We start from the raw sequence: 21,480 nt of genomic DNA, 5'->3' as shown, positions 1-21,480 counted from the left end.
GGGAGGCGGCGGACGGTCAGGCCCGCCGCTGTCCGGCCGGCTCGCCAGGGCGGCCGGAGACAAGGCTCAGGGACGTAACCAGGGCGACGATGACGGCGAAGAAGGCGAGGCTGGTGGAGGCCGTGCCGAACCCGAGGCCGCCGTATTCCCGTGCCTGCGACAGCAGATCGCCCAGCGATGCGCCAAGGGGGCGCGTGACGATGTAGGCGAGCCAGAAGGTCGTCACCGGGTTCGCGCCGAGGCGCCAGGCGAGGGCGAGGGCGGCCAGGATCGTGCCGAAGATGACGACGCCGAGATTGAAGCCGAGCCCCAGCGCCTCCGTGGCCAGGTCGCCCGCGGCTGTGCCGAGCGCGAAGGTCAGGAGTATGGCGAGCCAGTAGAACGCCTCGCGGCGCCGGGTCACGATGGCGTGGATCGAGAGCGTCCGCTCGGTCGCGTACCATAGGGCGAACACGGCGGCGAGGGCGGCCGCGAACACGCCGGTGCTGACGAAGAGGCTCACGCCGAGCTTGTCGGTCAGGATGTCGGTGACCTGCGTGCCGACCACGCTGACGAGGACGACGGTCGACCAATAGGTCCAGGGCACGTAGCGCCGCTCGCGCACCTGCAGGGCGAGGACGGCCGCGAGGAGGCCGGCCGTGATGGTGGCGGTAACGGCGGCACCCAGGCCGACGTTCACCGCGAGGTAGTCAGCGCCGGTCTCGCCGACGGTCGTGGAGAGAATCTTGATGACCCAGAAGGCCGCGGTGACCTCCGGTACCTTGTTCAAGGCCTGGCGCTGGATCTCGCTCATCCCCGTCTCCCGTCCGTCATGGTCGGGCACGGTGATAGCGCGCCAGAATGAGGGCAGAATGAGCTTCGTCCGGAGGAGCCGCGGGCTCGGCCTCAGGCCGGCAGCCTGACGGTTGCGAGGGTTCCCTGCCCGCCACGTCGGTTTTCAACCGTCAGGCCGAGATCATTGCGCTCCGCGATGCGGCGGGCGATGGCGAGCCCGAGCCCCGTGCCTTCGACATCCGGTGGCGCGGCCCGGAAGAAGCGCTCGAACAGGCGGCCCTCGCTTCCCGGCGGCAGCCCGCAGCCGGTGTCCCGAACCGTGACGACGCACGCACCGTCCCGGTTCAGCAGACGGACGTCGACCTGGCCTCCCGACGGCGTGTAGCGCAGGGCGTTGTCGACCAGGTTGGCGAACAGGACGCGGACTTCGTCCTCCGACGCGTGAAGCGTCGCGGGTGTCTCGATATGCACGCCCAGGTCGATGTCCTTGCGCTGGGCGACCTCGACGTGGTCGGCGACGCAATCGAGCAGCAGCTGGCCGAGGTCGACGGATGCAGGACGGGCTTCGGCACCGTCGTCGAGCCGGGCGAGACGGAGTAGTTGATCCACCAGCCGGTTCACCCTCCGGAGGCCGTCCGCCAGCGCCATACGCCGCTCATAGCTCCCGCCACCGGCCAGCCCGCCGAGGGAGTCGAGTTGGATCTGCATCGCGGCGAGCGGCGTACGCAGTTCGTGCGCGGCGTCGGCGACGAACCGCTTCTGGGCGGCGAGAGCGGCTTGTAGACGCAGGATGAGCCCGTTCATGGCCTCGACGAGAGGCGCCACCTCCGTCGGCACGCCGCGGGTCGGCAGGGGGCCTTGGGCGGCGGCACCGCGCCCGGCGAGGTCATGCACCAAGCCGTCGAGCCGCCCGAGCGCCCGGTTCATCGCCCAGCCGACGACGATCCAAGACAGCGGGACGAGGAGCAGCAGGGGGGCCACGGCACCGAGCGCCGCATTGCGTGCGAACTCCGCCCTCACGACGTCGCGCTGGGCGACCCGGACCGTCGTTGTGCCGTTGGCGGTCGTGTAGGTGCGCCAGAGCTCGCCGCCCATGACGACGTTCGCGTATCCCGTGCGGCCGGGGTGGCGGACGTCGACGCCGCGGTCGTCGCGCAGGACCTGCCCGTCCTTCCAGATGGTGACGGCGAGTTGGTCCTCCGGGTCCTGGTCGGCGGCGGGCGGCGCGTCCGCGTCCGTTAGCCCGGGACCGGCGTTGAGGGCGACTTGCCGCAACTGCCCGTCGAGGAAATCGGCCGCCTCGATCCGCGCGAGGGCATAAGCCGCGACCATCGCGGCCAAGCCGATTCCGGCAAGCAGGGCGGTCATCCAGCCGAGCGTCGTGCGGCGCAGGGAGGCGGCCCTCATGGCTTGGGCACCATCCAGCCTGCGCCGCGGACGTTGAGGATCACGCCCTTGCCGACCTTGCGGCGGACCGTAAGGATCAAGGCGTCCACCGCGTTGCTCTCGACCTCCTCGCCCCACCCGTAGATGCGTTCCTCGATCTGCGCACGAGAGAGGATGCGCCCCGGTCGCTCCATCAGGGCGTGCATGAGGGCGTATTCGCGCGCCGACAGGACCGCGACGGTCCCGGCGTGGGACAGGACGTGGCTTTCCGTGTCGAGTTCGGTCTCGGCGGCCACGAGCCGCGCGCTCGCCTGCCCGGCCCGACGGCGCAGGATGGCCCGCATCCGGGCGAGCAGCTCGCGCAACTCGAACGGCTTGACCAGGTAATCGTCCGCCCCGAGGTCGAGGCCTGCGACGCGGCTTTCGAGGCCGTCCCGCGCCGTGATGATGAGCACCGACGTGTCGATCCCGGCCGCCCGGGCGGATCGAAGCACCCGAAGTCCGTCCCCGCCCGGCAGGCCGAGGTCGAGCAGCGCGAGCGCGTGGCCGCCGTTGAGCAGGGCCGTCTCGGCCTCGCCGCCGTCGCGGACCCAATCGACGGAATAGCCCTCGGCCGAGAGGCCGTTCGACAGCCCTTCGCCGATCATCCGGTCGTCCTCGATCAACAGCACGCGCATCGGTCGGTCCGTCCGGTTTCGAGCCCTCGCCCTGGACTGCGCCGCGACGCATCCCTTCCCGCCGGCTTCATCCTAGATAGGCGACGAGCACGGCCCCGGCGGCGATGAGGGCGACGCCGAGCCAATTCGGCGGAGATAGACGTTCGCCGAGGAAGACAACCCCGAAGACGGCCACCAGCACGACGCTGAGCTTGTCGACCGGGGCCACGCGGCTGGCCTCGCCGAGCTTGAGGGCGCGGAAGTAGCAGATCCATGAGCCGCCGGTGGCGAGGCCCGAGAGCACCAGGAACACGTAGGTCCTGGCCGAGACCGACCCGACCGGTACCCACTGGCCCGTGCCGACCAGGATGGCGCCGAGGGCGCAGAGTATGACGACCGTGCGGATGAAGGTAGCGAAGTCGGAATTGACGTTCTCGATGCCGACCTTGGCGAAGATCGCGGTCAACGCCGCGAAGGCTGTCAAACGGCATCGGAACGGGACCCCTGATCGGCGTCCAATCGGGACCCTTTGTTGCGCGTGGCGCGACGCCCCTGCTCAGCCCGGCGAAGCGGGTCGGGGTGGCGCAGCCGGGCTGAGCAGGGGTCCAGGATGAGCTGCGCGCAGGCCGCCCTCACGCCCGGTTCTTGAAGCGCCAGCTCTCGTTGCCGGTTTCGACGATCTCGCAGTGGTGGGTCAGCCGATCGAGCAGTGCCGTCGTCATCTTGGCGTCGCCGGCAAACACGCTCGGCCACTCCCCGAACGCCAGGTTGGTCGTCACCACGATCGAGGTCGTCTCGTAGAGCCGGCTGATCAGGTGGAACAGCAGCTGACCGCCCGACTGCGCGAACGGCAGGTAGCCGAGCTCGTCCAGCACCACTAGGTCGAGCCGGGCGAGGTGGTCGGCGATGCGGCCCTGCCGGCCGGCTCGCGCCTCGGCCTCGAGCCGGTTGACGAGGTCGACCACGGTGTAGAACCGGGCCCGCGCCCCGTCCCGGATGCACGACCGGGCGAGCGCGATGGCCAGGTGCGTCTTTCCCGTGCCGGTGCCGCCCACCAGCACGACGTTGCGCTGGTGGGCCAGGAACTCGCCGCCGCAGAGGTCGCGCACCAGACCCTCGTTGATCGGCGTCCCGGCAAAGGCGAACTCGGCGAGGTCCTTGGCCAGGGGCAGCTTGGCAATCGTCATCTGGTAGCGGATCGAGCGCGCCTGCTTCTCGCTGATCTCGGCCTGCAACAGGTCGCCGACGATCTGCTGCGGTTCGTGGCTGCGCTTGAGGGCGACCTTGATGATCTCGTCGTAGGCCGCCTTCATCCCGAACAGCTTCAGCTCGCCCATGGTGGCGAGGATCTGCTGACGTTCCATCATGGGGCTCTCCTCAGACTGTCGTAGCGGGCACAGTCGGCGACCGGCTCGTGGCGCAGCCGCAGGCTCTCGGGCGTCAGCAGCGAGACGGGCGCGGGCGGCTCCCGCTGGCGGGCCAGGATGTTGAGCACCACGTCGGCCGAGTGCACGCCCTCGCGCAGTGCCTCGGCGCAGGCCGCTTCGACCGCGGAGAGGCCGTCGCCGAGCACGGCGGTGAGGATCTCGACCATCTGGCGGTCGCCGTCGGCGCTGCCGGTGAGCTTGCGGCGGATCCGTTCGAGGGCGGCGGGCAGGACCCAGTCCTTGAACGGTGCGCCGTTGCGCAACGCGCCGGGCTTGCGGGCGAGCACGGGGACGTAGTGCCAGGGGTCGAACACCGTCTGGCCGCGGCCGAAGGCCCGCGGGTGCTCGGCGACGACGCGCCCGTCTTGGCGGATCTCGATGCGCTCGGCATAGGCGCGCACCTCGACCGGGCGACCGATGGCCGAGGCCATGACCGAGTACTTGTTGTTGTCGAAGCGCACCAGGCAGGTCGAGGACACGGCCGCCGGCGCGGCGTGGAAGCCATCGAAGCGTCCGGCGTAGGGGACCAGGGCTCCCCGTTCGGCTTCGAAGGCCTGCCAGATCGTCAGGTCGCGCTGCTCGGGATGCGGGTGGGCCTTGGCGTAGGCGACGACCCCGTCGAGCATCAGGGCGTTGAGCTCGTCGTAGCTTCTCACCCGGACACGCGGGGTGAACAGGCGCTCGCGTACCAGCCCGACCTGGTTCTCGACCTGCCCCTTCTCCCAGCCTGACGCCGGCGTGCAGGCCACGGGCTCGACGAGGTAGTGCGAGCACATCTGCAGGAAGCGGCGGTTGTAGGCGCGCTCGCGCCCGACGAAGATCGTCTCGACCGCGGTCTTCATGTTGTCGTAGATGCCCCGCTGGCAGGTGCCGCGGAAGAAGGCGAACGCCCGGTCGTGGGCGTCGAAGACCATCTCCTGGCTCTCGCGCGGATAGGCCCGCACGAACAGCATGCGCGAGTGGCAGAGCCGGACGTGGGCGACCTTGATCGTCGTGGTGACGCCGGCGATCAGGACGATCTCGTGGCTCCAGTCGAACTGGTAGGCCTCGCCCGGGGCGAAGGCGAGCGGCACGAAGGCGGGAGCCGTCACGCTGGCCTGCTGGCGCTTCCACGTCTTGGCGTAGCGGCGGGACTGTCGGGAATTTCGTGTGGGGGCGGCCATAGTGGACCCGAAGGAGGTTCCCGATGGCACGACGCAAAGCGCCCCGCATCCCTGACGCGATCCTAGACCAGCTGCTGGCCGGCGCTGATCCGAAGTCGGCGTTCGAGGCTGACGGCCTGCTGGACGAGCTGAAGAAGGCCTTGGCCGAGCGCGCCCTCAACGCCGAGATGGACCATCATCTGGCGGGAGAGGACGCCGGCAACACGCGCAACGGCTACGGCCGCAAGACCGTGACCACCGAGACGGGCCGGATCGAACTGTCGATCCCGCGCGACCGGCAGGCGACGTTCGATCCGCAGCTGATCGCCCGCTATCAGCGCCGCTTTCCCGGCTTCGACGGCAAGATCGTGTCGATGTACGCCCGCGGCATGAGCACCCGGGAGATCGTCTCCCACCTGCGCGAGCTGTACGGCATCGAGGTCTCGCCCGACCTGATCAGCGCGGTGACTGACGCAGTGCTCGACGAGGTCGCCGTCTGGCAGGCCCGGCCGCTGGAGCCGGTCTACCCGATCGTGTTCTTCGATGCCCTGCGGATCAAGGTGCGTGACGAGGGGGTGGTCCGCAACAAGGCCGTCCACATCGCGCTCGGCGTGCGCGCCGACGGATCCAAGGAGATCCTCGGCCTCTGGCTGGAGCAGAACGAGGGCGCCAAGTTCTGGTTGCGGGTCATGAACGAGCTCCGGAACCGCGGCGTCGAGGATGTACTCCTGGCGGTGGTCGACGGCTTGAAGGGCTTCCCCGACGCGATCCGGGCGGTGTTTCCCGAGGCGCTGGTCCAGACCTGCATCGTCCACCTGCTTCGTCACAGTCTCGACTTCGTCTCCTACAAGGACCGCAAGCTCGTGGCGGCCGCGCTGAAGGACATCTACCGCGCGCTCGATGCCGCCGCTGGCGAGGCGGCGCTGTCCGCCTTCGAAGCGGGCGAGTGGGGCCGGAAGTACCCGGCCATCGCCCAGAGCTGGCGGCGCGCCTGGAGCGAGGTGGTGCCGTTCTACGCCTTCCCCGGCGAGGTGCGCCGGATCCTCTACACCACGAACGCCATCGAGGCCCTGAACGCCACGCTGCGCCGGGCCGTGCGCGCCCGAGGCCACTTCCCGACCGACGAGGCCGCGCTGAAGCTGCTCTACCTGGTCTTGAACCGCTCCGAGAAGGCGTGGAAGATGGGCCCGCGTGAGTGGGTCATGGCCAAGGCGCAGTTCGCCGTCATCTTCGGCGAGCGCTTCACCCGGGCCATGGCGGCCTGATGTTCAACCCGCCGCCCCTACACGGAATTCCTGACAGTCCCGTAGCGGCGGACGGCATCATAGCCGCCCTCGTAGCCGAGCCCCCGCAGCGCCTCGAAGATCCGGGTCAGCGTCAGCCGCTCCCGCGCCGGCTTCCCGGCATTGGCCGTCAGCATGCGGTCGAGCTCGTCGCGCCAGGGCCCGAGCTTGGGTGCAGGCTGGACGCTGCGGGTGTAGCGGAAGGCGGTGGCCTCCGAGCGGATCACCTTCCTGACGACCTTGCGGGAGAGCTTCAGCTCCCGGCAGATCTGCTTGATCGGCTTATGCTGCACGAAGTACGCGCGGCGGATCTTCGCGACCGTCTCCACGACCAACATCCTCCGCGAGCCTCCCGTTCCGAGTGCGGGAGGCAGTCTGGATGAAGTATCCTGGGGGTCCCGTTTGGACGCCGATCACCCCGGAAACGGGGTCCTTATTCCACGCCTAATCACATCCGCGATATCCGGTTGCGCAAGCACCTCAAGGAGACGCCCTCCATGGAGACGTCCACGGCCGTATTCGGCCGCAAGACGCCCAAGCTCGGACCGGAGTGCCGTGAGCAGGGCGATCCGCCGGTCCGTTTCGTCCCTGTGGCGCAGGGCCAGCCTGGCAGCTTCCTCGGGCGAGCCACTATGCCCTGTTCCCAGTTCGAGGAGTTCGCGGATCGCATCGACCTCCAATCCGAGTTCTCTGGCCTGTCGGACGAAGCTCAACCGAACGACGTCCTCCTCAGTGTAGCGTCGCTGCTGGCCCTCGGTTCGAGCCGGGGCCGAAATGAGGCGGTTCTGCTCATAGTACCTTATCGTAGGTATCCGCACGCCCGAGCGTCGCGACAGTTCACCGATTGAAATCGTCACCCGAAGGCCTCTCCCACTTCCGAGTGCGTGGACCTTAGCGCATGAGGTGGGTGGAGGACATGGTCCGAGTTCTCCGCTTGCGGTGAGTGCCATGTACCCTTACCCTGTAGCGGTACACCCATGGCCAAAAGCGGCTATGGTCGGAATGGCCGCCGTCACCCTGAGGCCGACACGCCCCAGGCCGACGTCGCCAGTGGCGTCGATCCGAACGGTTTCTTCGGCAATGGCCCTCATCCTTGGCGCGCGCCGGTGGATTGCCAGGCGCGGCTTCGAGCGGACCTATCCCGTCCTGATGCGGGACCCGGCCTGCACCGAGCCTCTTATAGCCGCCCTTGCTCCCGAGGCCGGAGAGCGCATCCTCTATGTCAGGGGGCCGCAGGCCGAACCCGTGCTCGGGCTCGCGAAGAGGTTTCCGGGTACCAAATTCGTCGGCTTGGAAGCGGACGCAGAGCGCGCCGCCGCGACCCGGGCCGATGCGGCGGCGGCGGGCCTCACGAACGTGAAGGCGTTCGCGTACGAGGCCCACGGTCGCTTGCCGTTCCCTCCCGCCTCCTTCGACAAGGCGGCTTCGGTGATGGCCCTGCATTCCGAGCCACCGGAAGGAAAGCTTCGGATCGCGCGCGAGTTGTTGCGCGTCCTGCGGCGGCAAGGAAGCCTGCTCGCCTCGGATCTTGATGCGGCGCGTGGGGCGCAGGAAGGCGCCTTGGTCAAAGTCGCGTCCATGATGCTCGGCGAGCCGCGTCTCCAACCACACACGGACGGAACGTGGCCCGACATCCTTTCCGAAGCTGGCTTCGCGCGCGTCAAGCGCCTCGGCTCGCATTCGGTGCTCGTCGCAAGAGTGGCCCTGGTCCGGGCATCCAGGCGCTGAGACGCTGCCATCATGCCACCGTTGATGCCGGGCGCCTGCACCTTGACGGAATGTCACGCACGAGGCGCTGGAGATCATCGGTCGAACAGAGCGCGGGGCCCGCCCGAAGGCGTTCGCAGTTGCTGGCCAATGGCCGTCATCATCCGTCTACCGCTTGCCAGGACGCTCTCGCAACCAGGTTCCCGACCCGAGCGGTGACAGCACAGCGTTCTACGCCTAGGTCCGTTTGACTTGCTGAACGCGGGTCCCGGGCGGCGCCTCATGGGCCTTTGCCCTTTGGGCAAGGTGACGGCCATCGACCGCATCCGGCTGCCGGAGCGCACGGCGCATGCAAGGTCAGACGCCGGCCCGCTCAGTGCCCCACAACCCGTTCGGCCTGTTGCATTGCGAGGCTACGGCGATGGCCTCCCGCTCCACGGAGGCGAGCTTCTCGGGAGGCTTGGCGACGAAGCTGCGACGCAGGCTCTTCTGGTACCGGAATCGGCTTGCGTGATGGCCAGGGTCGGCGCTTTCGTCCTCTTCACGATGGCTCCGGCGTTGGGCGAAGGCGACCCGGTACGTAGGGCCGAGCCGATCCCGCGGTGGGCGGAACTCGTACCGGCGCGGCCGCTCATCGGGGCGGGTCGAAGCTGAACGGGTAGCTCAGCGTGTGCTGGATTCCGGCCACGAACCGGAAATCCTGGTTGCGGTCGCCGCCGAACCCGACGCCGGCGCTGCCCGAGAGGACGGTTTGGGGCGTCAGCAGGTAGCGGACACCGACCTCGGCCATGTTCGACGCGCGCCTGCGGTCCCTGTCCGTCTCACGGTAGACATCCGCGACGACGACCAACTCGTTCGTCACGGGCTGGCTGTAGGCCACGCCGACGCGGTAGCGGTCCGTCCTCTCGGCATCGCGACCCGTGAGCGGGTCGAAGTTGTGGAACCAAGACGCGTTGAAGTGGATCTGACGCGGCACGTAGGAGAATGGCGACGTTCCTTCGGGGTCCGGCGTTCCCAGCGACTTCGTCGCGAGGAACTTCAGCTCGGTCTCGGTCCCGCCGTTCCGATACCCATAGGGTCGGCTCACGCCGGCCGCCACCGCGAAGGCCGGCAGATAGAGGCTTTCCGTGTTGAGGTTGTAGAGGCCCTGAACCGTGGCGGCACCCTGCTTCGTCTCGCTCGCATCGCCAACCGCGTATGGCGTCTCGACTGACAGTTGGAAGTTCTTGGTCGCGCCCCACTCCACGCGCGGGACCACGAACAGGCGACTCCGGCCGTCAGGGTCACTCCGGGGAACCCTGTCGTAGCGGAGGTACCCCTGGATCTCCAGGCCGTTCTCCTTGATCGGGTAGGCATCCTCGATGACGACGGGCAGGCCCTGTTCGAGGTTCGTATGGTCGGCGGCTCGCACCGGGAGGGCGTCGCAGGCAATGATGGCGAACGCGGCGGCCCCGGCGGCCAGGCGCACGTGATGCTTCATGACGGAGTTCCTGTCGGGCGTCGGGGCAGTCAGCGGGAGGCGACGCGGGCGGCGCCCAGCGAGGGCTCGACGCCCATGTCGATGGGAGCGATGTCGGGCATGCGCTCGGCCTTCCGTCGCCAGTTCGCCTCCATCGTCTCGGTCATCATCCGCGGCGTCTCGCCCGGTTCGGTCGCGCCGGGCATCATCCTCATCCCGGGCGCGACACGCATCATGGCGTCGTGCAGAGAGCCCGGGATCTCGCCCGGCTCAATGCCGAGCCGCCCGTTCTTCATCATCTGCTGCATGACGGCGGACTTCTCCGCCTTGGATAGCCCCCCAGGGTACATCATGGGCAGCATCTCCATAAGCATGTCCATCATGATCATGCCCATGGCGCCCTGTGGCGAACGCACCCAGTTCGGGTAGGTGCGCGGGTCGTATGCGGGATGGGGCTCGCCGAACTTGCGGGCGTAAGCCTCGTCCCCCGGTTGGTACCCCATGGCCTGGATGACGCGGTACATCTCGGCCCGCTTCTCCTCGACGGACCAGCCCTTGTAGGCGAGGATCGAATAGGCGATGCCGTGGAGCATGTGCAGATTGTCGAAGATGTTCGCGCTCTCCGGGGTCATGCGAGAGTAGCGCGGCATGATCTCGCGCGAGAGCACCATCCGGCCCGGGCGGTTCGGGATGACCTCGCGATGCATGACGTCCTCCACGCCCTTGATGGCGGCCTCCTGGTCCTGGTTGCCCGAGATCATCTGCGCCTCGTAAACCGCCGGGTGCCACCAGTGCGCGACGTAGAATAGGCTTTGGTCGAGCGGATAAAAATTCCGGAAGTAATTGAAGTAGGGCTTCATCATGATGCCCGCGCGCCGCATCGTCAGCTCCAATGGCGCCGGACTACGCGGGACACCCTCGGTCTGCATGGTCAAGTAATACTTGACCGCACGATCTGTCCAAGCCTTCTTCTCGGCCCACGGGATCTCACGAAAGGCCATCACGTCGTAAGTCTGCTCGTGGTGCATATGCGTCCAGTCGATGGTCCGAAACAGCGTGTGCATCGCCCGGTCGACATAGGACGAGTAGTACGGCATCTCCGGCTCGGTCGCCGGCGGGTTGAGCAGCCACTCCAGAGCTTCCTGGTCGAAGCGCGCATCGACCGCGGCGTGGTCCTCGAAGCGCGTCAACTGCAGCAGGTCGTGTTGCTTCGAGTGGAAGAAGTGCATGCCGGCCCCGATGCGGTAGGCCAGGTTGTGCCGGTAGAAGAATGCCAGGTTGTAGGGGCCTCGCAGGAAGTCGACGCCGTTGCGCTGTTCGAGCGCGAACGCCCGCCTCGCGCCCGCTCCTTGCGCCGCCAGTGCGACCGCGGATGCCGCGGCGCCACCCAGGAACGCTCTCCGCGTCGCCATCCTCATTTGTCCCCTCCAAGATTATACCCCAATGGGGTAAAACCGTCGGGAACCGGGGTCAAAGGCTATTCACCCGTGATCCCTTGGGCGGTTCTCATCGGGCCGAAGTGTTGCCTCACCGCCACTCTTGAGGGCGAGGGACAGGGCGGGCCTTGTCGGCCATGCGCCGGCTTCCGCCGCCTGGAGGTGTGCCGGGACCGATCCCCCCAGTCCGCGGCGGCTGGTCGGCCTGCCAGGACCGAGCCGACCATCGCTATGCATGGCCCAAGGCCCGCGGCCGTTCCAGGGCCGCATCGCGCTTGGACGCCAGGGGGCGTACAGGTTGTGCCGCCCGCGGTCCCGCGGCGCCGGTCGGCCTTCGGGACCGCGCATGCGTCCGGGCCGCAACGCCGGGATGCGGCACGAGGGGCGACCCGGTCGTGGCAGGGCGCTCGCAGCGCCTGACATCCGACAGTCCTGCCCTCGGCTACACGATCCTGCCGATAAGGCTGCCGATCTCGTCGGCCAGGCGCTGCCGCTCCTCCTGCGAGAGGTTGCTCGCGACGGAGGCTTGCACCAACCCGTGCATATGGTCGCGGATCATGTCGGACTGCACTCGGCGCAACGCGGCGATGACGGCATCGATCTGGTGCGCGACGTCGACGCAGTATCGCTCCGTCTCGATCATTTGCTGGATGCCACGCACCTGCCCTTCGATGCGACGCAGCCGGGGGAGTTGCTGCTTGTGGTTGACCGTGACCCCACCGTGGTCCTTTTCGGAACCCGACATGCTGCCTTGCGCCTCTGATGGGACGGGCGGCCGCCGGCCCAGGGTTTTGGAACCATACCCTGCCAGGGTATGTTGCCTCTTCGTCGTGGGCCCGCTCCGCGCGGGCGGGCCCACGCAGCCATAGTAAGGCTTGGCCGAACGTCCAACAATGCGAGCGACACAATGCACCAGATGAGACCGGACATGCAGGCATGCATCGACGAGTGCCTGCGCTGCTACCAGACCTGCCTCGGCATGGCATCCAACCACTGCCTGCCCGCCGGCGGGAAGCACGTCGAGGCGGAGCATCTTCGCCTCATGCTCGCCTGCGCCGAGATCTGCCGCACCTCGGCGCACTTCATGCTCCTCGGCACGAGCCATCATAAGCACACCTGCCGCGAGTGCGCCGACGTGTGCGAGGATTGCGCGCGGAGCTGCGAGCAGGTGGGCGATATGCAGCACTGCGTCGACCAGTGCCGCCGCTGCGCGGAAAGCTGTCGGAAGATGGCGGCCTGAACCGCTCGTCCGGGGCGGCTCAGGACACGGCCGCTCGGCGGCATTCCCTGCGCGCCGCCTCGTCCCGGTTGTCCCGCCGGCCCTTCTGACCGATGCCCTGCCCGGGCCGGCTTGGGAGGTGTCAGGTGCAATCGCTTCGGGCCTCATGGCACATATCACTGCCCCCGCGCCCGGACAGCCGAGCCGGCCAGTCCGCCGGAGGGATCCACCAGGCTTCGCGGCGAGTTCATCGGTTCGTCGGACGCCATCCTTGTCGGGGCCGGGCTGGCCCCGGGCTGCGCCAGGCTCTCCGGCATCCCAGAGGCTCCCCGCTCGCCTTCATGGGCGTGGAGGAATTGCGAGGAAGGCCGACCAGCTCGTGCCGCGTGCCGCTGGGACCACTGGCGGCGCAGCGTCCTCGAACGGCGTCGCCACGGCCAGCGCACCGCCGGCCCGCGCGGGGCGAGATCCCCGCATGCCGACGATGCACGTACAGGCACGGTGCCGGACCGTCAGCGCCCGGGCCCAGAACATGCGGATGGGCGGGACCAATCGGCGCGGCGGGACCGCCTCGCCTGCGTGGCGGTCGCCGTGGGCGGCCCCCGGGTCTCGCGCCGTCGGCCCCGGCCTTGATGCGCAACGGACGCAGGCCGCAGTGCGCCCGTCACCTTGCGCCGCGGACTCGCCCACGGCAGTCCGCTTCTCATGTGTGCGGGACCGCCGGTTAGGAAAAGCTTCACGGGATGAGCCGCGGTACTGATCTCCGGGAGCTGCTATCGGCATGCCGCCTGGGCGCGTGCGCCCCGCCATCACCGACGCCTCTCGCATCTGTTGCACGGTTGCGACACCCTCCCGCCATCATCGGAAACCCTGCCTGCGCGTCCACGGCCCTGTGGTGCCTGATACCCCGACCAGGCATATTCGGGAGCCACGACCACCAAGCCCCCGAATATGACGAACGTGAACGACGCCTGGATCGGCAATCTCATCCGGCACTGGCGCGAGGACCCAGGCGCCTCCTACAGAACGTGGTTCCTGTGGGAGGAGCGCATCAAGAACTTCCGCTCGATCCGGCGCGGCATCCAGGCGGTCATAGACGAGATCCGGTCCGACACCTTCGGCAACGCCTACCGCGGCTCCTCGCTGGAGACCATCGTCTCCTCCATCGCCGAGCAGCGCCAGGTGTTCAAGGGCGCCGACCATGCCTTCCTCTGGAAGCCCAAGCTTCGCATCCCTGACATCTACGAGGATCGGGCCAACCAGCTGGCCTTTGGGCGCTTCCTCGACGCCTGCCTTTGCTGCAACGCCGAGGCGCAGGTCCTGGCGGCCATCCGAACGCTCGACCAGTCGCGCATTAAAGGGCTTGGCCCGGCCGCGGCGAACCTGCTGTACTTCCTGCATCCGACCGTGGCCTCCCCGTTCAACACCGCCATCGTCAAGGGCTTCAACGCGCTCATGGGCGCCAACGTGAAGCTCGGCAGGTGGGACGAGTACCTCGCGATGCGCCAAGGCATCCTTGCCCTCAACGCCGCCCACCGGACGCTCCTGTCGAACGACCTCGGCGCCGTGGCCGGCTTCCTGTTCGACGTCGGGTCGGGGCGCTACCCGCTTCCCGAGCGGGATGCCACCGGGGCGCTGGAGCGATGGCGGGAGGATCTCGAACGCGTGCGGGCGGAGGCGGCCGGCGCCGCCTCGAAGGCGGCCCAGGCCGCAAGCGAGGCCGACCATACCCACACCGAGATCCAGGGCTGGCTCCGGGACCTCGGGCTCGCGCTCGGTTTCGACGTCTGGGTCGCCTCGAATGACGGGGGCCGTCCTTACGCAGGCGGCAGGCTGTCCGACGGCTGCCTCGACCGGTTACCCGAACGGCTCACCGCCAACGGAACGGCCGAAACGGTCCGGCTCATCGACGTGATCTGGCTCGAAAAGGCGAGCAGGGACGTGGCGGCGGCCTTCGAGGTCGAGCATACGACGAGCATATACTCCGGGATCGTGCGGATGCTCGACTTGGCGCTCGGCGTCGAGGGCGGGACGGCCCGCAACCTCTTCCTCGTCGCGCCCGACAACAGGGAGGAGGACGTCCGGGCGCAGTTCGCCAGACCTGCCTTCTCGCGTGTGAGCGAGCTGGATCTTCGTTACCTGCCGTACAGCGAGCTGCGGGGGCATCGCGAGACCATCGCGCGCTTCGGAACCGGCCTCAAGGGAGTGCTGGCCATCGCACGGCCGGTCGGCGCGCCCAGGTGATGTCCAGGCCGCGCGGCCCCTCTCTCCGGCCTAGTGAGACATCACGAGCGTTCGTGCCGGCCGCGCCGGCCAAAGCCGACTCGGGCACCCCGTCCCCTCGACGACGCTGACTTACGCTTGGCCCCGGCTGCTTCGTAAGGCGCATCCGGGCAAATCGCGGGGGATGCGGACAACTACCGCCTTGGGCCGGTGGCCACCTTTCCGCGGTCAACCTGATCGGGCATCCACCCCGGTGGTCGACGCCGTCAGCACCCCGCCGCGACGAAGGGCCCACTCAAGAGTGGGATATACCCCGAGGGGGTTCGGGACACGTATTCCGAACACCTGCCCGTTTCCTGGAACCAGGTGTCAAGGCGTCCGGAGCGGCGGGACCGTGGCAATCCGTTCCGACGCGGAGCGCACGGCGGGGCCTGCGTCAAACCGCCCCGCGCCGCGGTAGGGATGAAACAGCTTCGCGGGCGGGGTGTTGGAAGCCTGCCTACCCCGATGGGGTATAGGCGGATGCGCAACCCGGGCGGGTTGGCTTCCGATTCTTGGCTCATCGGCACGAGATCCCTCATGTCGCATCGCTCGCACCACCAAGTCCCTGCGAACGACCACAACGTTCAGGAGGACTTCGGCGACTACCGATTGCTCATCGGAGAGCGAGATCCCGACGCCTACCCCGGCACCGGCCGGATGGACATCGCCTTCGGCCGAGGCGGGAGCGACTATCTCGCCGGCCGAGGCCAAGACGATGACCTGCAGGGCGGCAAGGGCAACGACGTCCTCCTGGGGGGCGCCGGCATGGACCACCTCGACGGCGGCAAGGGAAACGACGTCCTGATCGGCGGCGGGGCCGCGGACGCATTGCGTGGCGCCGAAGGGAACGACTATCTCAACGAGGGCGTCGGACACGGCGATCTTGAGGGCGGTCCCGGCAACGACATCCTGACAGGCGGTCCGGGAGGCGATGCCTTCGTCATCTCGCCCGACAGCGGCAACGACGTCATCACCGACTTCTCCGCCGGTCCCGGCATCCTGGACCACCTCGCGGTACGGGACCTCGCGCCCGAGGACCTCAGATTCCAAGACACTTCCGCCGGTGTGAAGATCAGCTGGGACGTGACCGGGGGCGAGGGCTCGGTCCTGCTGGCGGGCGTCCGGAAGACGGACCTCGCGCAGGACGATTTCATGTTCACGGACGACAGGATGCTCATTCAGCCGACGAGCGCGGACGCGGACCACGTCACCGCCTTGAGCTACGCGAAGGACGAGGGCTTCAACCTCGGTGCCCCGAACCCGGGGAGTGACACCGGTTCCGCAAACACGTTCCGCTTCGACGAGTTCAACGTAAGGGAAGGCTCCAGCCAAGCCGATACGTTCCAAGGCACCGGCGAGCGGGACTACTACTTTGGCCTAGGCGGGAACGACCTGCTGTTCGGGGCTGCCGGGGACGACGATCTACGCGGCGATGCCGGCGACGACGTCCTCGACGGCGGTGCGGGCCAGGACGACCTCAGGGGCGGCGCCGGCTCGGACCGGTTGTACGGCGGCGATCAGGCCGACAACCTCATGGGCGAGGACGGCAACGACAAGCTCTACGCCGGCGCCGGCCACGACATGCTCGACGGCGGCAAGGGGAACGACGAGCTGAACGGCGGCGACGGCGCCGACGCCTTCATCGTGGGACCCGATACCGGGAACGACGTCGTCACCGGCGGCTTCGACGCCGGCCCGGGCGCCTTCGACCATATCGCATTCCGGGACATCCTGCCGAGCCAAGTCACCGTTGCCGACGGGGTCTCGGCGCACGACGACGGGCACACCGGCGTCCTGGTCAGCTGGCAGACGGACCAGGGCAACGGGTCGATCTTCCTTGAAGGCCTGACGAAGAGCCAGATGGCCCAGGACGATTTCATGTTCAACGCGGACGACGGACGGGCAGGCGCCTTCGTGAACGACCCGGCCATCACGTCGGTCGGCTCCCAGCTCATCTTTCAATAGCCGGCGATACCTGCGGCTGGCGAGCCTCACCTGCCACGGTGTCTGAGGCAGGATGGTGCCCGCGGCACGGCCGCGAGCGCCCGACCATTTCCCCAAGCCGCCGGACCGTGCGTTCCCACGCCGGCCTAGATCCCCGGACCACCCCGTAGCAGGGCCGCCACGATGAGCCGCATCGAGAGTTCGTCCACCCCCGGGGGTGCCGAGGTCGGGGAGGAGGGGGGAAGGCCCGCTCCGCGGGGCCGAAGCCGCGCTTCCCGCGGTCGGTCTGCTCAGCGCCTTCGCCAACCTCCTCCGCCTGTCGACGACCATGCGGGGCGGGCGTTCGCGGAGGATTGACGCCGTCGACATGCGGGCCACGTCGCCTAGGCGTCCCAGGCCACGGAGGGGCCCTGCCTCGGGTGGGGGCGGTCAGCAGGAGAAGGGAATGGAGCGGATGCCGGCGCAAAGCCCAGTCCTGGGTGATTTCGGGTTCGTGGCCCTCGTGCTGCTCATGGCCATGGGCCTTGCGCTGCTGGCCGTGGCCGCGTTCGCGCGCGCGCCAACGCGGACCGTCCGCGCTCCCCCCGCGTGGGCGCAGTTCCGCTTCGGTTACGCGGTCTACGCGCTGATCTTCCTCGCCTTCGACATGGAGATGATCTTCATGTACCCGTGGGCGGTCGTCTTCGCCGACATCGGCATGAGCGCCTTCCTCGACATGCTGGTCTTCATCGCGCTCCTGTCGGCTGGCATCGCCTACGCCTGGGGCATGGGCGGGCTGCGATGGGAGTAGCGGCGGCCTTGGCGGTCCTGGGCGCCCTGCTCGGGGGGGCTGCCCTGACGCTCGCGGTCGAGCACGCGTTCGTTCGCATCGACCAGGAGGCCGGCCCGGCGCGGCACACCGAGCTGCGGCACAACCTCCAACTGCCCAACGCCGACCGATGGCTGCTGCCGGCCGGTCCGGTCGTGGCGCTCGCGGGCGTCGCGCTCGCCATGGTCGTGCTGCCCCTCGGCCCCGGGTTGATCGGGAGGGACCTCGGCATCGGCCTCTTCTACGTCATCGTCGTCGTGGATTTCGTGGTGCTGGGCCTGGCTCTCGCCGGCTGGGGCGCGAATACCCCCGAGGGGGTCGAGGCATGCTACCGCATCGTCGCCCAGCTCGTGGCGTACGTCGTGCCGCTCGGGCTCGCCTACGTCGGCGTGATCATGATGGCCCGTTCGTTGTCGACCGTAGTGGTGGTCGACGCGCAGCGCGGCCTCTGGTTCGTCGTCCTACAACCCTTGGGCTTCCTGCTCTACGTCGTCACCGGGCTGATGCAGTCGTATCGCGCCCCGTTCCTGGAGCCGTTCGCGGCCTCGCTGGGCGGCGGCGTGCTCGGTGTCGTGGGCGGCTGGTCCGCGCTCGTGTGGCGGGTCGCACTCGCCGGCGTGCTCCTGGTCGTCGCCGCGGTCGGGGCGGTGCTCTATCTGGGAGGTCCCTCGGGTCCCTGGCTCCCGGGATGGGCCTGGATGCTCGCCAAGACGTACGGCCTGATGGCGCTGATGCTCGGGCTCGGGCGCCTCGTTCGCCCGCTCTCGACGGCGGAGACGCTGGCCCTCTCCTGGAAGATCCTGATCCCACTCGGCCTCGTCAACGTGCTCCTCGTCGGCGGCCTGATCCTCCTCGGGGTGGGGCCCGGCGCATGATGGCCGCCTTCGATATCCTTGCCTTCGGGGCCTGCTCCTTCGTCGCCGTCGCCGGCGCGCTCGGCATGGCGACGACGATGAGTATGTTCCGCTCCGGCATCTTCCTGATGGCCTCGTTCATCGGCGTCGCCGGCCTGTTCATCCTGCTGTCGGCCGACCTGATCGGGCTGCTCCAGGTCATGATGTACATCGGGGGCTTCCTCGTCATGATCCTGTTCATGGTGCTGGTCATGCACGATCCCGGCGGGGCGATGATGGCCGGCATGGAGCTGTCCCCGCTGGAGCGCTGGTTCAGCAAGGGCCTGGTGCCGCGCGACGAGGCCACAAGCGCGGGACAGGACGACCCTGCGAGCGGCGAGGGCCGCAGCCACGCCGGGAACCGGCACGAGGGCCATGCCATGCCGCACGGCGAGGGACGGCACGGCCACGCGCGCGACCACGGGGGCGGTGCCATGCCACACGGCGCCCACGGCGGACATGCGGAGCACCGGCACGCAGACCACCAGCACGGGGATGGCGGCCACGGCGGAATGGACATGTCCATGGTGACGCCCGTGCGCCCCCTCGCGGCCTGGCTCGCAGCCGCCGCCGGGGTCGTCCTAGTGGGCATGCTGTTCCTGCGGCCGGCTTGGCCCGTGACCGACGCGGTACCGGATCCCGACTCGGCCCGGCGGGTCGGCAACCTTCTCATGGACAAGTACATGGTCGCTTTCGAGGGCGCAGGCTTCCTGATCCTGATTGGCATCTTCGGCGCCGTGCTGCTTGCCCGGCCCTCGACCCACCCGGACGACCCCTCGCGCGCCGCAAAGGCCGCCGTCGACGCGAAGCCGGAGGCCATCCGGGACGACCGATTGGCTCCGCTCGCGGAAGCGGGCGGCGCGCCCGAACCGGAGCACCACGGGAGCCACCACGGACACGAGGACCACGTCGGATGACCGTGCCGCTGACCGCCTATCTCGTCGTCGCCGCGCTCCTGTTCGCCATCGGCGTCTACACTGTCGTCGCCCAGCGCTCGGCGGTCATGGTCCTGATGGGGGTCGAGGTGCTCCTCAACGCCATCGGCCTGAACGTCGTCGCGTTCTGGCGCTTCACCGCGCCGACCGACTACTCCGCGCAGGTCCTCGCCATCCTGGTCGTCACCGTGGGGGCTATCGAGATGGCCATCGGTCTCGCCCTCGTACTGCTGCTCTACCGGCAGCGCCGGACCGTCGAGGTCGACGCCTACACCGACCTGAACGGATGACGGCGCTCCTGGCCATCCCCCTCCTGCCGCTCCTCGCGGCAGTCACGGCCCTCGCCGCCGGCCGGCGCCTGCCATGGGGCGGCGGCGAACTCGTGGTCGCCGGGGTCGCCCTCTCCCTCGTCGCGCTCGCGCTGGTCCCAACCGGGGCAACGATGACCGTGAGCTGGTTCGAGAGCGGGGACTACCGGCTGACCGTCGGGCTCGCGGCGACCCCTCTCACCCGGTTCGTCGCGATGGTCGTCGCCGGCGTCGCCGTATGCGTCGCCACCTACGGGGTCGGATACATGGGCGGCCGCCCGGACCGGCCCCGCTTCTTCGCCGAACTCGGCCTGTTCGTAGGGGCCATGCTGGCCCTCGTCCTGGCGAACTCCCTCGCGCTCCTGTTCGCGGCCTGGGAGATGGTCGGTTTGGCGTCCTTCCTGCTGATCGGCTTCGAGCACGCCGCGCCGGGGGCCGCCGGTGCAGCCTCCAAGGCGTTCCTGATGACGAGGGCCGGCGACGTCGGCCTCCTGCTCGGATGGTTGCTGGCGCTCGCAGCCACGGGGACCACGGACGTCGACGCGCTCGCCGGGGCCGTCGAGGCGGGCAGGGTCGCTCCCGGCGCGGTGACCGCGATGGCGCTCCTCATGCTCGCCGGCGCGCTCGGCAAGAGCGCCCAGCTGCCGTTCTCCGCGTGGCTCCCCGACGCCATGGTCGGGCCCACCCCGGTCTCGGCCCTGCTGCACTCGGCCACCATGGTCGCCGCCGGCGTGTTCCTCGTCCTTCGCCTCGACGCGGTCTTCGCCGCGGCCCCGCTCGCGATGGCTGCCCTGTTCTGGGTCGGTGCGGTCACGGCGGTCTTCGCGGCGCTCGTCGCGACCGCCGAGGCGGACCTGAAGCGGGTGCTCGCCTGGTCCACCTGCTCCCAACTCGGCGAGATGATGGTCGCGCTCGGCCTCGGCGGCGCCCGCGCCGCGGCCTTCCACCTCGCGGTGCATGCGGCCTTCAAGTCAACCCTGTTCCTGGCGGCAGGCATCGTGCAGGAGCGGGCGGGCACGCGCGCGCTCGACCGCCTGGGCGGTTTCCTCCGCGCCCTGCCCCTCGCGGGAGCCGCCTTCCTCGTCGCGGCCCTCGCACTCGCCGGCGTTCCGCCGCTCTCCGGATTCTGGAGCGAGGAGGGCATCCTCGCCGTCGCGTCGCAACACGGTCCGGGGGCGGGGGCGCTCGTCGTGCTGCTCGTCCTTCTCGGCGGGACCTACATCGGTCGCGCGGGGACCGCAGCCTTCCTAGGCCGGCGCCGAGACCGGGCCGGGACCGGCAAGACCGCCTGGACGATGCGCGCGGGCACGCTCGCGCTGGCGCTCGCCGCGGCGGTACTCGGCTGGCTGCTGGCCGGCAGCCTCGGCGCCCTCCTGCCGTTCGAGGCCGACCCCGGGGCGGAGGTCTCCTTGCGGAACCTCGGCATCGCGGCCGGCCTCCTCGGCCTCGGCATCGGGGTTGCCAGGGGAAGGGGCGGATCACCCGCGCTCGGCCCGTGGCCGGCTCGGCTCGCCGCCGGGCTTTCGGCGGCCACGGCGGCCCCGGCACGCTGGACGACGCAGCTCGCCCGGCGCCTCGGACCCCTTGAGGACGCGCTCGACGCGGCGGCCCGACGCGTCGCCGGGTGGACCTGGGGCGCCGGCGAGGCGGCCGGTCGCATCGAGGTGCGCGGCTTCGCACGCCTGGGGGACGGGCTCGCGGCTTGGCTGGCCGCCGGGGGCGAGCGGCTCCGCGCGCTCCAAGCCGGCCGCCTCTACCTCTACACGCTCGGCCTGTTCGCCTGGGCCACGGCCGCCCTGGCGGCCGGCGCCCTCCTGCTCTGGCCCTGAACCCGAGTT

Annotated in this window: 19 protein-coding genes and 2 pseudogenes; 10 read left to right on the top strand and 11 right to left on the bottom strand. The window is 69.3% G+C overall.

All coding sequences use genetic code 11. The features are described 5' to 3' along the window. Positions 1 to 16: 16 nt before the first annotated feature. From DA075_RS28360 to istA, 6 genes and pseudogenes are all read right to left on the bottom strand, one after another. On the bottom strand, positions 17 to 793 hold the full coding sequence (locus tag DA075_RS28360) for a COG4705 family protein (protein WP_099956044.1): 777 nt from the start codon (positions 791 to 793) through the stop codon (positions 17 to 19). Positions 794 to 885: 92 nt separating this feature from the next. Next, positions 886 to 2,181 carry a sensor histidine kinase gene (locus tag DA075_RS28355; RefSeq protein WP_099956043.1) on the bottom strand — a complete coding sequence of 432 codons (1,296 nt, stop codon included), beginning with the start codon at positions 2,179 to 2,181 and terminating at the stop codon, positions 886 to 888. Next, positions 2,178 to 2,837, bottom strand: a complete 660-nt coding sequence (locus tag DA075_RS28350) for a response regulator transcription factor (protein ID WP_099956042.1) — start codon at positions 2,835 to 2,837, stop codon at positions 2,178 to 2,180. The genes DA075_RS28355 and DA075_RS28350 overlap by 4 nt, the downstream gene beginning before the upstream one ends. A 67-nt stretch (positions 2,838 to 2,904) precedes the next feature. Beyond that, positions 2,905 to 3,300 carry an EamA family transporter gene (locus tag DA075_RS28345; RefSeq protein ID WP_244936411.1) on the bottom strand — a complete coding sequence of 132 codons (396 nt, stop codon included), beginning with the start codon at positions 3,298 to 3,300 and terminating at the stop codon, positions 2,905 to 2,907. Positions 3,301 to 3,448: 148 nt separating this feature from the next. Further along, positions 3,449 to 4,183, bottom strand: coding sequence for an IS21-like element helper ATPase IstB (gene istB / locus DA075_RS28340; protein WP_420813085.1), 735 nt, complete (start codon positions 4,181 to 4,183; stop codon positions 3,449 to 3,451). Positions 4,184 to 4,185: 2 nt separating this feature from the next. Continuing rightward, positions 4,186 to 5,373, bottom strand: a pseudogene (gene istA, locus DA075_RS28335) (IS21 family transposase); the annotation flags it as partial. Positions 5,374 to 5,429: 56 nt separating this feature from the next. Between istA and DA075_RS28330 the strand changes: the two are divergent. After that, positions 5,430 to 6,650 carry an IS256 family transposase gene (locus DA075_RS28330; protein WP_099956039.1) on the top strand — a complete coding sequence of 407 codons (1,221 nt, stop codon included), beginning with the start codon at positions 5,430 to 5,432 and terminating at the stop codon, positions 6,648 to 6,650. Between the two features lie 41 nt (positions 6,651 to 6,691). Here DA075_RS28330 and DA075_RS28325 read toward each other — a convergent pair. Then, positions 6,692 to 7,006, bottom strand: a pseudogene (locus tag DA075_RS28325) (IS21 family transposase); the annotation flags it as partial. A gap of 75 nt (positions 7,007 to 7,081) precedes the next feature. Next, positions 7,082 to 7,618: a MerR family transcriptional regulator gene (locus DA075_RS28320; RefSeq protein WP_244936409.1), complete on the bottom strand. Its 537-nt coding sequence runs from the start codon at positions 7,616 to 7,618 to the stop codon at positions 7,082 to 7,084. Between the two features lie 130 nt (positions 7,619 to 7,748). Between DA075_RS28320 and DA075_RS28315 the strand changes: the two genes are divergently transcribed. Beyond that, complete coding sequence (locus DA075_RS28315) at positions 7,749 to 8,396, top strand: methyltransferase domain-containing protein (RefSeq protein WP_164712504.1); 648 nt, start codon at positions 7,749 to 7,751, stop codon at positions 8,394 to 8,396. A 610-nt stretch (positions 8,397 to 9,006) separates the two neighbouring features. Here the strand turns inward: DA075_RS28315 and DA075_RS28310 are convergent. From DA075_RS28310 to DA075_RS28300, 3 genes are all read right to left on the bottom strand, one after another. Further along, on the bottom strand, positions 9,007 to 9,855 hold the full coding sequence (locus tag DA075_RS28310; protein ID WP_099956036.1) for a transporter: 849 nt from the start codon (positions 9,853 to 9,855) through the stop codon (positions 9,007 to 9,009). Positions 9,856 to 9,884: 29 nt separating this feature from the next. Beyond that, a complete protein-coding gene (locus DA075_RS28305; RefSeq protein ID WP_099956858.1) occupies positions 9,885 to 11,246 on the bottom strand; it encodes a hypothetical protein in 1,362 nt (453 codons plus the stop codon). A gap of 466 nt (positions 11,247 to 11,712) precedes the next feature. Next, positions 11,713 to 12,015, bottom strand: coding sequence for a metal-sensitive transcriptional regulator (locus tag DA075_RS28300; protein WP_091887263.1), 303 nt, complete (start codon positions 12,013 to 12,015; stop codon positions 11,713 to 11,715). Between the two features lie 162 nt (positions 12,016 to 12,177). Between DA075_RS28300 and DA075_RS28295 the strand changes: the two genes are divergently transcribed. From DA075_RS28295 to DA075_RS28260, 8 genes are all read left to right on the top strand, one after another. Next, positions 12,178 to 12,510: a four-helix bundle copper-binding protein gene (locus DA075_RS28295; RefSeq protein ID WP_091887265.1), complete on the top strand. Its 333-nt coding sequence runs from the start codon at positions 12,178 to 12,180 to the stop codon at positions 12,508 to 12,510. A gap of 930 nt (positions 12,511 to 13,440) precedes the next feature. Next, a complete protein-coding gene (locus DA075_RS28290) occupies positions 13,441 to 14,733 on the top strand; it encodes a type II restriction endonuclease (protein ID WP_099956035.1) in 1,293 nt (430 codons plus the stop codon). Positions 14,734 to 15,291: 558 nt separating this feature from the next. Further along, a complete protein-coding gene (locus DA075_RS28285) occupies positions 15,292 to 16,719 on the top strand; it encodes a calcium-binding protein (protein ID WP_099956034.1) in 1,428 nt (475 codons plus the stop codon). Positions 16,720 to 17,143: 424 nt separating this feature from the next. Beyond that, on the top strand, positions 17,144 to 17,488 hold the full coding sequence (locus DA075_RS28280) for an NADH-quinone oxidoreductase subunit A (RefSeq protein WP_091887272.1): 345 nt from the start codon (positions 17,144 to 17,146) through the stop codon (positions 17,486 to 17,488). A gap of 8 nt (positions 17,489 to 17,496) precedes the next feature. Next, the gene (locus tag DA075_RS28275) at positions 17,497 to 18,381 is read left to right on the top strand and encodes an NADH-quinone oxidoreductase subunit H (protein ID WP_236012532.1); all 885 of its coding nucleotides are present in this window, start codon (positions 17,497 to 17,499) and stop codon (positions 18,379 to 18,381) included. Next, entirely contained in the window at positions 18,378 to 19,316 is a 939-nt protein-coding gene (locus tag DA075_RS28270) for an NADH-quinone oxidoreductase subunit J (RefSeq protein ID WP_091887277.1), read from the top strand. Before DA075_RS28275 ends, DA075_RS28270 begins: the two co-directional genes overlap by 4 nt. Continuing rightward, complete coding sequence (gene nuoK / locus DA075_RS28265; protein WP_060850433.1) at positions 19,313 to 19,624, top strand: NADH-quinone oxidoreductase subunit NuoK; 312 nt, start codon at positions 19,313 to 19,315, stop codon at positions 19,622 to 19,624. The genes DA075_RS28270 and nuoK overlap by 4 nt, the downstream gene beginning before the upstream one ends. Beyond that, the gene (locus DA075_RS28260) at positions 19,621 to 21,471 is read left to right on the top strand and encodes an NADH-quinone oxidoreductase subunit 5 family protein (protein ID WP_091887279.1); all 1,851 of its coding nucleotides are present in this window, start codon (positions 19,621 to 19,623) and stop codon (positions 21,469 to 21,471) included. Before nuoK ends, DA075_RS28260 begins: the two co-directional genes overlap by 4 nt. Positions 21,472 to 21,480: the final 9 nt, after the last annotated feature.

The sequence above is a fragment of the Methylobacterium currus genome (genome assembly GCF_003058325.1).
Taxonomy (GTDB): domain Bacteria; phylum Pseudomonadota; class Alphaproteobacteria; order Rhizobiales; family Beijerinckiaceae; genus Methylobacterium; species Methylobacterium currus.
This window is presented reverse-complemented; position numbering and strand designations above follow the sequence as displayed.